General features: G+C 53.3%; 12 protein-coding genes and 1 riboswitch. Of the genes, 5 read left to right on the top strand and 7 right to left on the bottom strand.

What is annotated here, in order from left to right; translation table 11 throughout:
* Positions 1–45: 45 nt before the first annotated feature.
* A complete protein-coding gene (locus J4613_RS12725) occupies positions 46–660 on the bottom strand; it encodes a TIGR04211 family SH3 domain-containing protein (RefSeq protein ID WP_001125344.1) in 615 nt (204 codons plus the stop codon).
* 241 nt (positions 661–901) lie between these two features.
* Here J4613_RS12725 and J4613_RS12730 point away from each other — a divergent pair, with 241 nt between their 5' ends.
* From J4613_RS12730 to hldE, 3 genes are all read left to right on the top strand, one after another.
* Positions 902–2,203 (top strand): inorganic triphosphatase, encoded by a 1,302-nt coding sequence (locus tag J4613_RS12730; protein ID WP_000046204.1) that lies wholly within the window; start codon positions 902–904, stop codon positions 2,201–2,203.
* A 117-nt stretch (positions 2,204–2,320) separates the two neighbouring features.
* Complete coding sequence (gene glnE, locus J4613_RS12735) at positions 2,321–5,164, top strand: bifunctional [glutamate--ammonia ligase]-adenylyl-L-tyrosine phosphorylase/[glutamate--ammonia-ligase] adenylyltransferase (RefSeq protein WP_058107372.1); 2,844 nt, start codon at positions 2,321–2,323, stop codon at positions 5,162–5,164.
* A 47-nt stretch (positions 5,165–5,211) separates the two neighbouring features.
* Positions 5,212–6,645 (top strand): bifunctional D-glycero-beta-D-manno-heptose-7-phosphate kinase/D-glycero-beta-D-manno-heptose 1-phosphate adenylyltransferase HldE, encoded by a 1,434-nt coding sequence (gene hldE / locus J4613_RS12740; RefSeq protein ID WP_000867682.1) that lies wholly within the window; start codon positions 5,212–5,214, stop codon positions 6,643–6,645.
* Positions 6,646–6,804: 159 nt separating this feature from the next.
* On the opposite strand, the gene J4613_RS12745 is transcribed toward hldE, so the two are convergent.
* The 3 genes from J4613_RS12745 to J4613_RS12755 all read right to left on the bottom strand — a co-directional run bounded on the left by J4613_RS12745 (position 6,805) and on the right by J4613_RS12755 (position 9,422).
* The gene (locus J4613_RS12745) at positions 6,805–6,864 is read right to left on the bottom strand and encodes a type I toxin-antitoxin system Ibs family toxin (RefSeq protein ID WP_001804776.1); all 60 of its coding nucleotides are present in this window, start codon (positions 6,862–6,864) and stop codon (positions 6,805–6,807) included.
* Between the two features lie 239 nt (positions 6,865–7,103).
* The gene (locus J4613_RS12750; RefSeq protein WP_000342878.1) at positions 7,104–8,783 is read right to left on the bottom strand and encodes a flotillin family protein; all 1,680 of its coding nucleotides are present in this window, start codon (positions 8,781–8,783) and stop codon (positions 7,104–7,106) included.
* A gap of 18 nt (positions 8,784–8,801) precedes the next feature.
* Positions 8,802–9,422, bottom strand: coding sequence for an OB-fold-containig protein (locus tag J4613_RS12755; RefSeq protein ID WP_000171739.1), 621 nt, complete (start codon positions 9,420–9,422; stop codon positions 8,802–8,804).
* Between the two features lie 257 nt (positions 9,423–9,679).
* On the opposite strand from J4613_RS12755, the gene glgS reads away from it, so the two are divergent.
* Positions 9,680–9,889 (top strand): cell surface composition regulator GlgS, encoded by a 210-nt coding sequence (gene glgS, locus J4613_RS12760; protein ID WP_000928927.1) that lies wholly within the window; start codon positions 9,680–9,682, stop codon positions 9,887–9,889.
* Positions 9,890–9,962: 73 nt separating this feature from the next.
* On the opposite strand, the gene ubiK is transcribed toward glgS, so the two are convergent.
* A complete protein-coding gene (ubiK, locus tag J4613_RS12765; RefSeq protein WP_000566825.1) occupies positions 9,963–10,262 on the bottom strand; it encodes a ubiquinone biosynthesis accessory factor UbiK in 300 nt (99 codons plus the stop codon).
* A gap of 132 nt (positions 10,263–10,394) precedes the next feature.
* A riboswitch (FMN riboswitch) is annotated at positions 10,395–10,593 on the top strand.
* Positions 10,594–10,698: 105 nt separating this feature from the next.
* Between ubiK and ribB the strand changes: the two genes are divergently transcribed.
* Positions 10,699–11,352: a 3,4-dihydroxy-2-butanone-4-phosphate synthase gene (gene ribB / locus J4613_RS12770; protein WP_001076978.1), complete on the top strand. Its 654-nt coding sequence runs from the start codon at positions 10,699–10,701 to the stop codon at positions 11,350–11,352.
* A 170-nt stretch (positions 11,353–11,522) separates the two neighbouring features.
* On the opposite strand, the gene dsbI is transcribed toward ribB, so the two are convergent.
* Positions 11,523–12,200, bottom strand: coding sequence for a protein-disulfide oxidoreductase DsbI (dsbI, locus tag J4613_RS12775; protein WP_000345576.1), 678 nt, complete (start codon positions 12,198–12,200; stop codon positions 11,523–11,525).
* Positions 12,201–12,214: 14 nt separating this feature from the next.
* The gene (locus tag J4613_RS12780; protein ID WP_000096230.1) at positions 12,215–12,886 is read right to left on the bottom strand and encodes a thiol:disulfide interchange protein DsbA/DsbL; all 672 of its coding nucleotides are present in this window, start codon (positions 12,884–12,886) and stop codon (positions 12,215–12,217) included.
* Positions 12,887–12,894 lie beyond the last annotated feature (8 nt).

Genomic DNA, 12,894 nt, shown 5'->3' on the forward strand with positions numbered 1-12,894 from the left:
AACGATCATCCTCTAATGATAAGACAGTGCCGCAGAGAAGGCGATTTAGTTCATCCAGCGGTCTTTGCGTTTACGGCTTGGGATCATATGCGGCAGCACCAGCCCTAACAGCAAGCCAATACCCAATACGCCGCCGCCATACATAAACCACTGCATAATAATGGTGCGCTGTTTGTCATCCAGTTGCAGATTCGCGGCGCTAACTTTTTTCTGCGCGACAATCAGCTCGTTTTTCAGCTTCTGGTTCTCTTCTTTTAGCCCGTTGATGACGCTGTCGCTTTGCGCCACTTTCTGCTGCATATCGGCGGTGCGCTGATTCCACGTGGTATCAATATTGTTGAGTTTATCGGTCAACGTTTTGACCTGATTTTCCAGATCCGGCACGCGGGTACGCAGGCTTGGCGTGGTATTCAGTTCTTTTAACGGTATCCAGGCAGTACGACCAGAACTGTCTTTAATTTGACCATAGTTGGCATCGCTCTGTAAGAGCGTGACTTCCTCGCCGGCGTTGACGGTACCCACAAGGCGATAATTATCTCCCGGACCGCTGCGGACCCAGGTATTCAGTTCATCAGAAACGTAACGCGTCTCTTCAGCATGAGAGACGGCGGTGGCGCTAAGCGCAAGTAAAGTTAGTCCAATCAGGCGTAATTTTGGCATCAGGCTGTCGTTATTGTCAGAGAAAGTGGAACGATAGTAACGGCATCAGTGTCGCTACGCAAAGTAGTCGACATCAATCGGAATCATCTGTGTCGCCTTTGCCGCTACGTCAAACTTTTACGCCCGTCAAATTGCTCGTTGCATGGCAATTTGGCGCAAAATACTATCTACTGACAAAAATAATGCGGGTAAGTTCGCCAAGAATCTTCCCAGATGTGACATAACCCATAAGTACAAGGCCATGGCTCAGGAAATCGAATTAAAGTTTATCGTCAATCACGACGCCGTAGATGCGCTGCGAAATCATCTTCATACGCTCGGCGGCGAGCATCATGCGCCCAGCCAGTTGCTGAATATCTACTTCGAAACGCCTGATAACTGGCTACGCCGCCATGATATGGGGCTGCGTATTCGTGGTGAAAATGGGTGCTATGAAATGACCATGAAAATTGCCGGCCGGGTAACGGGCGGGCTGCACCAGCGACCCGAATACAATGTCGCGCTAAGCGAACCCGTGCTGGATCTGACGCAACTTCCGGCGGAGGTCTGGCCTGATGGCAACCTGCCCGCTGGCCTGGCATCAAACGTACAGCCGCTGTTCAGTACCGATTTTTACCGGGAAAAATGGTGTCTGGACGTTGACGGCAGCAGGATTGAAATTGCGCTCGATCTTGGCGACGTAAAAGCGGGCGAGTTTGCCGAACCGATTTGTGAGCTGGAGCTTGAGTTGCTTCGCGGCGATACGCGCGCCGTGTTAAAACTGGCGAAGCAACTGCTGTCGCAAACCGGTTTGCGTCAGGGCAGTCTGAGTAAGGCGGCGCGAGGTTATCACCTGGCGCAGGGGAATGCGCCGCGAGAGAATACACCAACGGCAATTCTGCGGACTGCCGCGAAAGCCACGGTAGAGCAAGGGCTGGAGGCCTCGCTGGATCTGGCGTTGTCACAGTGGCAGTACCATGAAGAGCTCTGGCTGCGCGGCGACGAGTCGGCGAAAGAACACGTGCTGGATGCTATGGGATTAGTGCGCCATGCCTTAATGCTTTTTGGTGGCATTGTTCCACGTAAAGCGAGCGCTCACTTACGTGATCTACTTACCCAGGCGGAAGCGACGATGACATCCGCGGTGTCCGCCGTCACAGCCGTTTATAGTACGCAAACGGCGATGGCGAAACTGGCATTGACGGAATGGCTGGTGACGAAAGCCTGGCAGCCATTTCTGGACGCGAAGGCGCAGGCCAAAATGGCCGATTCTTTTAAGCGTTTCGCCGACATTCATCTTTCTCGTCATGCTGCTGAATTAAAAAAAGTTTTTGGACAACCGCTGGGTGATAAGTATCGCGACCAGTTGCCGCGTTTGACTCGCGATATCGACAGCGTTTTACTGCTGGCCGGGTATTATGATGCGATGGTCGCGCAGGCATGGCTGGAAAACTGGCAGGGATTGCGTCACGCCATTCTTACCGGACAACGTATTGAAATTGAACATTTCCGTAATGAGGCCATTAACCAGCAGCCGTTCTGGTTGCACAGCGGAAAACGATAATCAGAACCGTAGAAAGCGCCTGATGACGCTGCGCTTATCAGGCTTACGGTATGCGGACTTGTAGGCCGGATCAGGCGAAACGCCGCCATCCGGCATTATTTAAAGGATATCCCCTAAATGACGCCGCTCTCTTCACCCTTATCGCAGTACTGGCAGACCGTTGTTGAGCGCCTACCAGAAGGATTTACTGAGACATCGCTTAGCGCGCAGGCGAAGTCAGTACTTACATTTAGCGATTTTGCGCTGGATAGCGTGATAGCGCATCCGGAGTGGCTTGCCGAACTGGAATCCGCATCGCCGCAGGCTGATGAATGGCGACATTATGCTGGCTGGTTACAGGAGGCGTTGGCAGGTGTCTGTGACGACGCCTCGCTGATGCGTGAACTGAGGTTTTTTCGTCGTCGCATCATGGTACGCATCGCCTGGGCGCAGACGCTGTCGCTGGTGGACGATGAGACTATTTTACAACAGTTGAGCCATCTGGCGGAGACGCTCATTGTGGGGGCGCGCGACTGGCTGTATGCCGCCTGTTGCCGCGAATGGGGAACCCCCTGTAACCCGCAGGGCGTTCCGCAGCCGCTGTTGATTTTAGGCATGGGCAAGCTGGGCGGCGGCGAACTGAATTTTTCGTCTGATATCGATCTGATTTTCGCCTGGCCGGAACATGGCGAGACCCGGGGCGGGCGTCGTGAACTCGATAACGCCCAGTTTTTTACGCGTCTCGGGCAGCGGCTGATCAAAGCGCTGGATCAGCCCACAATGGATGGTTTTGTCTATCGGGTGGACATGCGCCTGCGACCGTTTGGCGACAGCGGCCCGCTGGTACTGAGTTTTGCCGCGCTGGAGGATTACTATCAGGAGCAAGGACGCGACTGGGAACGCTACGCCATGGTGAAAGCGCGGCTAATGGGCGATAACGACGACGCCTGGTCTCGTGAATTACGCGCCATGCTGCGGCCTTTCGTTTTCCGCCGCTATATCGATTTCAGCGTCATCCAGTCGCTACGTAATATGAAAGGGATGATCGCCCGCGAAGTGCGACGCCGCGGTTTGAAAGACAACATTAAACTTGGCGCGGGCGGTATTCGTGAAATTGAGTTTATCGTGCAGGTATTCCAGCTCATCCGCGGCGGACGCGAGCCGTCGCTACAGTCGCGTTCGTTACTGCCAACGCTGGATACTATCGCTGCGCTGCATTTGCTGCCTGAGAATGACGTGGCGCAACTGCGCGTGGCCTATCTTTTTCTACGTCGTCTGGAGAATCTGCTGCAAAGCATCAATGACGAACAGACGCAAACGTTGCCTGCCGACGATCTGAATCGGGCGCGGCTGGCCTGGGGAATGAAGGCGGAGAACTGGCCGCAGCTTGTTGGCGAACTGACGGATCATATGGCTAATGTACGCCGCGTATTCAACGAATTAATTGGCGATGATGAAGCCGATACCCCGCAGGAGGAAGAACGTTCAGAGCCGTGGCGTGAAGTATGGCAGGATGCGCTACAGGAGGATGATTCGACGCCAGTGCTGGCGCATTTAGCCGATGAGGATCGGCGACAGGTTCTGACCCTCATCGCTGACTTCCGTAAGGAACTGGATAAACGCCCTATCGGCCCGCGCGGGCGGCAGGTGCTGGACCAACTGATGCCGCACCTGCTTGCTGACGTTTGTTCCCGCGAAGACGCCGCTGTTACGCTATCGCGGATAACGCCGTTGCTGGCGGGGATTGTCACTCGCACCACCTATCTGGAGCTGCTGAGCGAATTTCCCGGCGCGCTGAAACACCTGATTATGCTCTGCGCCGCTTCGCCAATGATAGCGAGCCAATTGGCGCGTTATCCGTTGTTGCTTGATGAACTGCTCGACCCCGGCACGCTTTATCAGCCGACGGCTACCGACGCTTACCGCGACGAATTACGTCAATATTTACTGCGCGTGCCGGAAGAAGACGAAGAACAACAACTGGAGGCATTACGCCAGTTTAAACAGGCACAGCTTTTGCGGATTGCGGCGGCGGATATTGCCGGTACGCTGCCGGTGATGAAAGTGAGCGATCACCTCACATGGCTGGCGGAGGCGATGATTGATGCTGTGGTGCAGCAGGCGTGGACGCAAATGGTTGCGCGTTATGGTCAGCCAGCGCATCTGGACGAACGCCAGGGGCGGGGGTTTGCGGTCGTCGGTTATGGCAAGTTGGGCGGATGGGAGCTGGGCTACAGTTCCGATCTGGATCTCATCTTCCTGCATGACTGCCCGATGGACGTCATGACCAACGGTGAACGCGAAATCGACGGGCGGCAGTTTTATCTGCGCCTGGCGCAGCGCATTATGCATCTGTTCAGTACGCGCACCTCCTCCGGCATTTTGTATGAGGTGGATGCGCGTCTACGCCCCTCTGGCGCGGCGGGAATGCTGGTGACTTCAGCGGACGCGTTTGCCGATTATCAGCAGCATGAAGCCTGGACCTGGGAACATCAGGCGTTGGTACGCGCTCGCGTGGTATATGGCGACCCGCAGCTTACCTCACAGTTTGATGCGGTGCGCCGCACTATCATGACGACGGCGCGCGACGGCAAGACATTGCAGACTGAAGTGCGTGAAATGCGCGAGAAAATGCGGGCGCATCTCGGCAATAAGCATCGTGATCGTTTTGATATTAAAGCTGATGAAGGCGGTATTACGGATATTGAGTTTATCGCGCAATATCTGGTACTGCGCTACGCTCATGAAAAACCTAAATTAACGCGCTGGTCTGATAACGTGCGCATCCTGGAGCTTCTGGCGCAAAACGGCATTATGGATGAACACGAGGCGCAGGCGCTGACGGTAGCCTACACCACACTGCGTGATGAACTGCACCACCTGGCGTTGCAGGAGCTTCCCGGTCATGTGGCGCAGACGTGTTTTAGCAAAGAGCGCGCGCTGGTGCAGGCAAGCTGGCGGAAGTGGCTGGTAGCCGTTTGAATTATGCTATTATCGCGCGCAAATTTTGAATCTCTCAGGAGACAGGAATGAAAGTAAATCTGCCAGCGTTTGAACGTGCAGGCGTCATGGTTGTGGGTGATGTAATGCTGGATCGCTATTGGTATGGCCCCACTTGCCGTATTTCACCGGAAGCGCCGGTGCCCGTGGTTAAGGTAAATACCGTTGAGGAACGCCCGGGCGGCGCGGCGAACGTGGCGATGAACATTGCGTCTCTGGGAGCGAACGCCCGTCTGGTCGGCCTGACGGGTATTGATGACGCCGCGCGCGCGCTGAGCAAAACGCTGGCGGAGGTCAATGTGAAGTGCGACTTCGTTTCTGTGCCGACGCATCCGACGATTACCAAACTGCGCGTACTATCACGTAATCAGCAGCTCATTCGTCTTGATTTTGAAGAAGGCTTTGAGGGCGTGGACCCGCAGCCGTTGCATGAGCGTATCAACCAGGCGCTGGGATCGATCGGCGCGCTGGTATTGTCCGATTATGCCAAAGGCGCTCTGACCAGCGTGCAGACTATGATTTCCCTGGCGCGCCAGGCGGGCGTGCCGGTGCTCATCGATCCGAAAGGAACGGATTTTGAACGTTACCGCGGCGCCACGCTGCTGACGCCAAACCTTTCTGAATTTGAGGCGGTCGCGGGGAAATGTAAAAGCGAAGACGAACTGGTTGAACGCGGCATGAAACTCATTGCTGATTACGACCTTTCCGCGCTGTTGGTCACGCGTTCCGAACAGGGAATGACGCTGCTGCAACCGAATAAAGCGCCGCTACATATGCCGACGCAGGCGCAGGAAGTTTATGATGTTACCGGTGCGGGCGATACGGTGATCGGCGTGCTGGCGGCGACGCTGGCGGCGGGAAATACCCTGGAAGAGGCGTGTTATTTCGCCAATGCGGCGGCGGGCGTAGTGGTAGGTAAACTCGGGACGTCAACGGTTTCCCCTATTGAGCTGGAAAACGCAGTGCGCGGACGCGCGGATACCGGCTTCGGCGTTATGACCGAAGAGGAGTTGAGACAGGCCGTCGCCAGCGCGCGTAAGCGTGGCGAGAAAGTGGTCATGACCAACGGCGTTTTCGATATTCTGCACGCGGGCCATGTCTCTTATCTGGCGAACGCGCGCAAACTGGGCGACCGCCTGATTGTTGCGGTCAATAGTGACGCCTCGACTAAACGCCTGAAGGGCGAAAGCCGTCCGGTTAATCCGCTCGAACAGCGTATGATCGTGCTAGGCGCGCTGGAGTCGGTCGACTGGGTTGTCTCTTTTGAAGAGGATACGCCGCAACGACTGATTGCCGGTATTCTGCCGGATCTGCTGGTAAAAGGCGGCGACTATAAGCCGGAAGAGATCGCGGGCAGCGAAGAGGTCTGGGCCAACGGCGGTGAAGTCATGGTGCTGAACTTCGAAGATGGTTGTTCCACGACCAATATCATCAAAAAGATCCAGACCGAGAGCGAGAAGTAAAACCGCGTCATCAGGCGTTACAGACGCGGCGGGCGCTGATTTTGAAGGCGCGTCGGACATTTTGTTTCGACGCGTATCTCGCGGTTGACGCTGCTTTTTTTTCGACCTAAAGTAAAGGAATAAGGGTGAGAGGGGATCTCTCCCCCCTCTGATTGTCTGTTAGTAAGCTGCGAAACTTATCAGTAACAGAACAATCAGTATGATGACCTGGTGCATCATAACCCTTTCCTTATTAAAGCCCCTTCCTCGGGAGGGGCTTTCCCGTTTCAGCCCCTTGCTGACATCGCGATTGTTGGTGAGTGGCCTGTCTGGCGCAAGGGCTTTCTCCCGCCGATTTTGCGTTACTGGATCGCCCACGCAAAATGGCCTGCTGGTCATAACGCTTTGTACAGACAAGGTGGAAAAAAGATAAAAAAATCCCCGGTCTTATGACCAGGGACAGGAGATATGGCGGGGGGTTATTGCTCTTTTATCGTTGCTTCGCGATTAATCTCATCCGTTGCCGATGAAACCAACGGCGTGGTCAGCGCCTTTAGCGAGCCGCCAGCGATGCCAATCTCGTTTAACAGCGAATCGATCAGCGGTGCCTGGGTACGATAGGTGAGCGCGGCAGATAACGCTTGTTCCGCCAGGTTTCCCCCGTTAGCGCCGCCAGCGGCGACGTCGCCCGCCGTCGCGCCGCGATTGAGGCCATCGACCTGAATAATCTTAATGCCGTCGATGGATTTCATCGGTTCAACAGACTTCTCAATAACAGCAGGCAACGATTGTAAGAGCGCTAGTTTAAATTTGAGGCTGGTTTGTTCGTCAGATAGTACGTTGATAGCGTCATTCAGCGCCCGTTGCGCTTCGGCTTCCGCCAGACCTTTTTTACGCGTTGCTTCCGCCAGTTCGATGATGGCGGCGGCTTGCAATTCTGCCGCTTCTTTCTCTGCTTTTGCCCGAACGGTCAGTTCGACCGCTTTGGTTTCCGCATCCTGCGCCGCGGCGATCAGAGCGACCTGCTTGGCGCGATCCGCTTCGGCGGTCTGGCGGGTGGTTTCTACGTTTTGCTGGGCGCGAACCGCATCGGCCAGCGCGTCGTTGGCGCGCGCTTCCGCTTGCGATTGCTGCTCGGATTTGGCGGCAATGGCGATAGATTTCGTCTGGTTGGCGATTTCTGTCACCTGTTGCTGTTCTATCTCTTTAATACGTACTTCACGCTCGGCCTCAACTTTCCTGGACCGTACTGCTTGCTCACGTTCGATCTCCGTCTCCTGGATCTGCCGCTCAGCAAGAATGCGCGTCTGTTCTGCTTCACGATGGCGCTCGGCCTCAAAAGCGGCAATTTTGGCGTTTTGTTCGGCGGTGCGGGTTTTAACCTGTTGCTCCTGCTCCAGAGTCATAAAGGCTTCTTGCTGCTCGATTTCCAGCTTGCGTTCAAGCGCGTCGCGGTTCTTTTCGCGCACCGCCACTTCCACATCCTGTTCCACTTCATTACGTTCACGACGGCGGCGTTCGGTTTCCTGCGTCAGTTTCGTCAGACCTTCGGCATCAAAGGCGTTGTTTGGGTTGAAATGCTCTTTGGACGTTTGGTTAAAGTTGGTTAATGAGACGCTTTCCAGTTCCAGGCCGTTTTTCGACAAATCTTCCGCAACGGTGTTTTGTACGCCCTGAACGAAGTTTTCACGCGTATCCTGTAGCTCATGCATCGTCATCTGGGCCGCGGTAGCGCGTAAGGCGTCAACGAATTTATCCTCAACCAGCATACGCAGATCTTCCGGCGACAGCGTTCGCTGGCCAAGCGTTTGTGCGGCGGTGGCAATACCTTCAACAGAGGGTTTTACACGTACGAAGAAAGCGACGACCACGTCAACGCGCATACGATCTTTGGTGATCAGGCTGTCGACGGTAGCACGGCTGACTTCAAGTTTTAGGGTATTCATATTGATCGGAATAATTTCGTGAAAGATTGGCATCACAATAGCGCCGCCGCTCATCACCACTTTTTGCCCGCCAAGCCCGGTACGGACAAATGCCTGTTCCGCAGATGCGCGGCGATAGAGGCGAGCAAAAATGATCCCGATAATTAGTAAGACGATAACCGCAACGATGGCGGTAAACATCCATGATGGCAATATGCCAAAAACATCATCCATTATGTAAGTTCCTCTCAATTAAACATAGAAGGTACGCTCAGCCAAATAACGCGTTGCGGAAAGTCGGCAGACAATCAGCACCTTGTCTCCTTTTTTAAATTCTTTTCCCTTTTCGGGTTCCAGCAGTAAATAGTGAATCTGGCCGAACTTATCGGTAAATTTTCCTTCGCAAGGTGTACCGGCGACGGCGGCGTGGCCGGTAATAATCGCCATGCCGCCGATAAATTCCTCTTCCCGGAGGGCGGAGCTTTCATCTCTGGGTAGCCAGGGCGCGAGGATTTTTCCGCTGTAATGCACGGCAAAGACCGACAGGACAATGCTCAACGGGACCAGCAGCAGATTGCTGAGCGGCGCTTGCCAGAGCATGATCCCGCCATGCTGGATGAGGATACCGAAGAGGCCGAAATAACCGGCCAATAGACAGAGGACGACCAGGGCGGGAACGCGTCCAATATTCAGATAATGAAGCGCCTGGCCCGCAGGGCCGGATGACAGGGCGTCATAATGATCGAGATGGGCGTCGAGCGCGCCTGAAAGAAAGTGGCCAAAAATCAGCGAAATCATCTCCAGCACGCCGATAAAGAAAACGAACGCGATGGCAAACAGATAGGGGCTGTTATACTCCGCAAATAAGGTCATATTTTCTATCCTTGTCGCCGCCTTCAGAAGGATGTTCGCGTGATAATTTTCATGCTTGTTATTTCATTGCGTTACAATATCATGTGACCCATATCTCCTTAAGTCCGAAAAGCGATTTATCCGTCGTTATCTTTGGTGAATATTGTGATTTTGCGCATTAAATTTGCGCACGTTATGTATAAAACCGCCGTACATATAGGGAAATACTGAAATCAGAAAAAGCATATAGCCTTAACAGAATTCAATAACTGGAGGGTATGCTGATGAACAACAATAACGTCTATTCATTAAATAATTTCGATTTTCTGGCGCGCAGTTTTGCCAGAATGCAGGCGGAGGGGCGTCCTGTTGATATCCAGGCGGTAACCGGCAATATGGACGAGGAGCATCGCGACTGGTTTTGCAAGCGTTACGCGCTTTACTGCCAGCAGGCGACTCAGGCGAAAAGGTTAGAATTAGAACACTAATGCAGGCTCCCTTTACAGGTGCAGGGCATTATTCAGATCTTATATGAGCGGGCCGTCAGGCCCGTTCACGTTTTTACTCTTGTTGTGGATCGACTGGCGGGATGGCGGGCGCAGGTTTTACTTCTTCAGGCTTGTCGCGAGCTTCCAGTTCGCTGAGGCGTTGCTCCAGCAGCGCCAGTTTTTCCCGGGTGCGCAGCAAGACCTGAGTCTGGACATCAAACTCTTCGCGGCTCACCAGATCGAGACGCGTCAGCTGAGATTGCAGCGTTTGACGGATTTTTTTCTCGATATCTTCCCCGAACTCGCGAATACCTTTCGGCATTGACTCATGAACCTGGCGTGCGATTTGCTCAATTTTTTTCGGGTCAATCATTGTGGTTTCCCTGAACTGGTAAGTGTTAGCTCTTATTGTAGTGCGATATGTGGACGCCATAAACCAGAATTGTGTGACGTCATACGGAGTAAAGGCGTTGATGAAGGTAATCAATAGCGTTATAGTTAACCCGCTTATTCTCAGGGCGGGGCGAAATTCCCCACCGGCGGTAAATCAGCGATGTTTAACGCATTTCTCATCACGGCGCGCCGTGACGGAATGCGGAGAGCAGGTTGAAAGCCCGCGAGCGCTTTTTGCCATAGCGAAAAGGTCAGCAGATCCGGTGTAATTCCGGGGCCGACGGTTAAAGTCCGGATGGGAGAGGGTAACGATCCAGTCGGGCATGGACCCGCTCACGTTATTTTTTTGCCGCTTGTCGGCACTCCTAAGACTGCCCTGATTCTGGTAACCATAATGTTAATGAGGTTTTTTTACCATGAATCAGACGCTACTTTCCTCTTTTGGTACGCCTTTTGAACGTGTTGAACTTGCACTGGATGCGCTGCGTGAAGGACGCGGTGTGATGGTGCTTGATGATGAAGATCGTGAAAACGAAGGCGATATGATTTTCCCCGCAGAGACGATGACCGTAGAACAGATGGCGTTAACCATTCGTCACGGTAGCGGTATTGTTTGCCTGTGTATTACTGAAGATCGTCGTAAGCAGCTCGACTTGCCAATGATGGTGGAAAACAACACCAGCGCCTACGGTACCGGTTTTACCGTGACCATTGAAGCCGCAGAAGGCGTGACCACCGGCGTTTCCGCCGCTGACCGTGTCACTACGGTGCGCGCGGCAATTAAGGATGGCGCAAAACCGTCCGATCTTAACCGTCCGGGGCACGTTTTCCCACTGCGCGCTCAGGCGGGCGGCGTGCTGACGCGCGGCGGTCATACGGAGGCGACCATCGATCTGATGACGCTGGCCGGTTTTAAACCTGCAGGTGTACTGTGCGAGTTGACTAACGACGATGGGACGATGGCGCGCGCGCCGGAGTGTATCGCGTTTGCAGGCCAGCATAATATGGCGGTGGTCACGATTGAAGATCTGGTGGCTTACCGCCAGGCGCATGAGCGCAAAGCCAGCTGATCGAACGGATCATGGTTGAAAAAAGCCGATGAGATGTCATCGGCTTTTTTGTATTCCTTCGGTGCCATATCGTTCAGTTTCAAAGAACGACGAATAAGCTGAATGGTAAAATTATTGTGAGAAAAGCAGAGGCCTGAATGCAGACCTCTGCTTTGGTTTATCTATTCAGGTTATTTTCCTCTGGCCAGTTTCAATGCCCAGGCGCCGCTCATCACCAGCAGCAGAATCAGGCACAACCCAAAGGCCAACATACATGCCTGCGCCATGTTCATAAAGTGCCAGGGCGGAAGCAGATACCAGCCTTCGGACTGCTGGTAGAGATCGACAAACCACTGCTGTACGCTACTGAGCGTTACGCCATCAGGGACGATAGGCGCGTCATAACCGCAGTCTCCGGTAGGTTTAAACCACTCCGGTGCCCATTCCGCCAACGGTAAGTTGAAAGGAAAGGTCGGGTCAGTCGAACATCCTTGCACGCCAAAAAGTGAATCGGGGTCCGCATTATGTACCGCATGATGGATACCATTAAGCTTAATAGAAAACTTAATGCCCATAATGCTGCCATAAAACGCCGCGATGCAGCCAATCAGCTTCAGCACGATATTTTTGGGATTTATTGCCGCAATCACCCCGCCAATTACCATCACAAACATCGCGTAACGGATGTAAACACACTGCTCGCACGGTGCCATGTAGAGGTAGATTTGGAAGAACGAGTGCGCCAGGATAATTAATCCTCCCATCGCGATGGCCATTAACAGCCACAGAAAGCGCTGTTCCTGCCATCTCACCAGCGTATCCACTGGTCTTGCGCGTAGGTCTCGCCATAATCCCTTAATAAAATCCATAATCGTTTCCCTGCTTATTTTTTAGTGGCCAGTTCCCGAACGAGTTCAGCCATAGAATCGATGGATTTGATGTTTTTGGTATAGATAAGGTACTTGCCGTTGACGACGTAAGCCGGAACACCCTGAATTTTGGCAACGTCATAGGCGGCTTTCCATTTTTCCAGAGTCTCCTGAACGGCAGGATCTTTCAGCGCTGCTTCAAAATCAGCCTGGCTCATGCCTGCGGCGTCCAGCCCGGTTTTAATAAATGCCGCCGGATCTTTCCCATCTGACCAGCGCTCTTTCTTATCATGGTAAGCCGCATACCAGGCGAACTTCGCTTTTTTGAATTGTGATTTAGCATCAAATAACGAAATCCCGGCAGCTTTATCTTTGGCGATCAGGACTGCAAATACTTCGCTGGCCTGTTTGCCATATTCGCCTTTTGTTTCCAGGTGGAACGGAGTGAACGTAACGAGATCGGCGACTTTGTCAGAAACCGGACCTGTTACGGCTTTGTCATATTTGTAGCAGAAAGGGCAGGCGTAGCTAAATACCTTAATCAGCGTTTTATCCGCATTAGGAATCGGTTTCTCCAGAACCATATAATCTGTGCCCTCGGTAAAAGCCGATGCCGCAAAAGGAGTGACCAATGCCGCGGTTAATACTACGCTTTTAAATAAAGAGGTAATCCATTTAGATGACATATTAATTC

The organism is Salmonella sp. 32020114201800008SM, assembly GCF_017572025.1.
In the GTDB taxonomy this organism is placed as follows: domain Bacteria; phylum Pseudomonadota; class Gammaproteobacteria; order Enterobacterales; family Enterobacteriaceae; genus Salmonella; species Salmonella enterica.

What these genes read in the sequence shown, in the direction of transcription:
- glgS (WP_000928927.1), top strand. Translation starts at nt 9,680, where the DNA reads ATGCTGATGAACAACAATAACGTCTATTCATTAAATAATTTCGATTTT.
- glnE (WP_058107372.1), top strand. Translation starts at nt 2,321, where the DNA reads ATGACGCCGCTCTCTTCACCCTTATCGCAGTACTGGCAGACCGTTGTT.
- dsbI (WP_000345576.1), bottom strand. Translation starts at nt 12,200, where the DNA reads ATGGATTTTATTAAGGGATTATGGCGAGACCTACGCGCAAGACCAGTG.
- J4613_RS12725 (WP_001125344.1), bottom strand. Translation starts at nt 660, where the DNA reads ATGCCAAAATTACGCCTGATTGGACTAACTTTACTTGCGCTTAGCGCC.
- J4613_RS12750 (WP_000342878.1), bottom strand. Translation starts at nt 8,783, where the DNA reads ATGGATGATGTTTTTGGCATATTGCCATCATGGATGTTTACCGCCATC.
- hldE (WP_000867682.1), top strand. Translation starts at nt 5,212, where the DNA reads ATGAAAGTAAATCTGCCAGCGTTTGAACGTGCAGGCGTCATGGTTGTG.
- J4613_RS12755 (WP_000171739.1), bottom strand. Translation starts at nt 9,422, where the DNA reads ATGACCTTATTTGCGGAGTATAACAGCCCCTATCTGTTTGCCATCGCG.
- ubiK (WP_000566825.1), bottom strand. Translation starts at nt 10,262, where the DNA reads ATGATTGACCCGAAAAAAATTGAGCAAATCGCACGCCAGGTTCATGAG.
- ribB (WP_001076978.1), top strand. Translation starts at nt 10,699, where the DNA reads ATGAATCAGACGCTACTTTCCTCTTTTGGTACGCCTTTTGAACGTGTT.
- J4613_RS12780 (WP_000096230.1), bottom strand. Translation starts at nt 12,886, where the DNA reads ATGTCATCTAAATGGATTACCTCTTTATTTAAAAGCGTAGTATTAACC.
- J4613_RS12730 (WP_000046204.1), top strand. Translation starts at nt 902, where the DNA reads ATGGCTCAGGAAATCGAATTAAAGTTTATCGTCAATCACGACGCCGTA.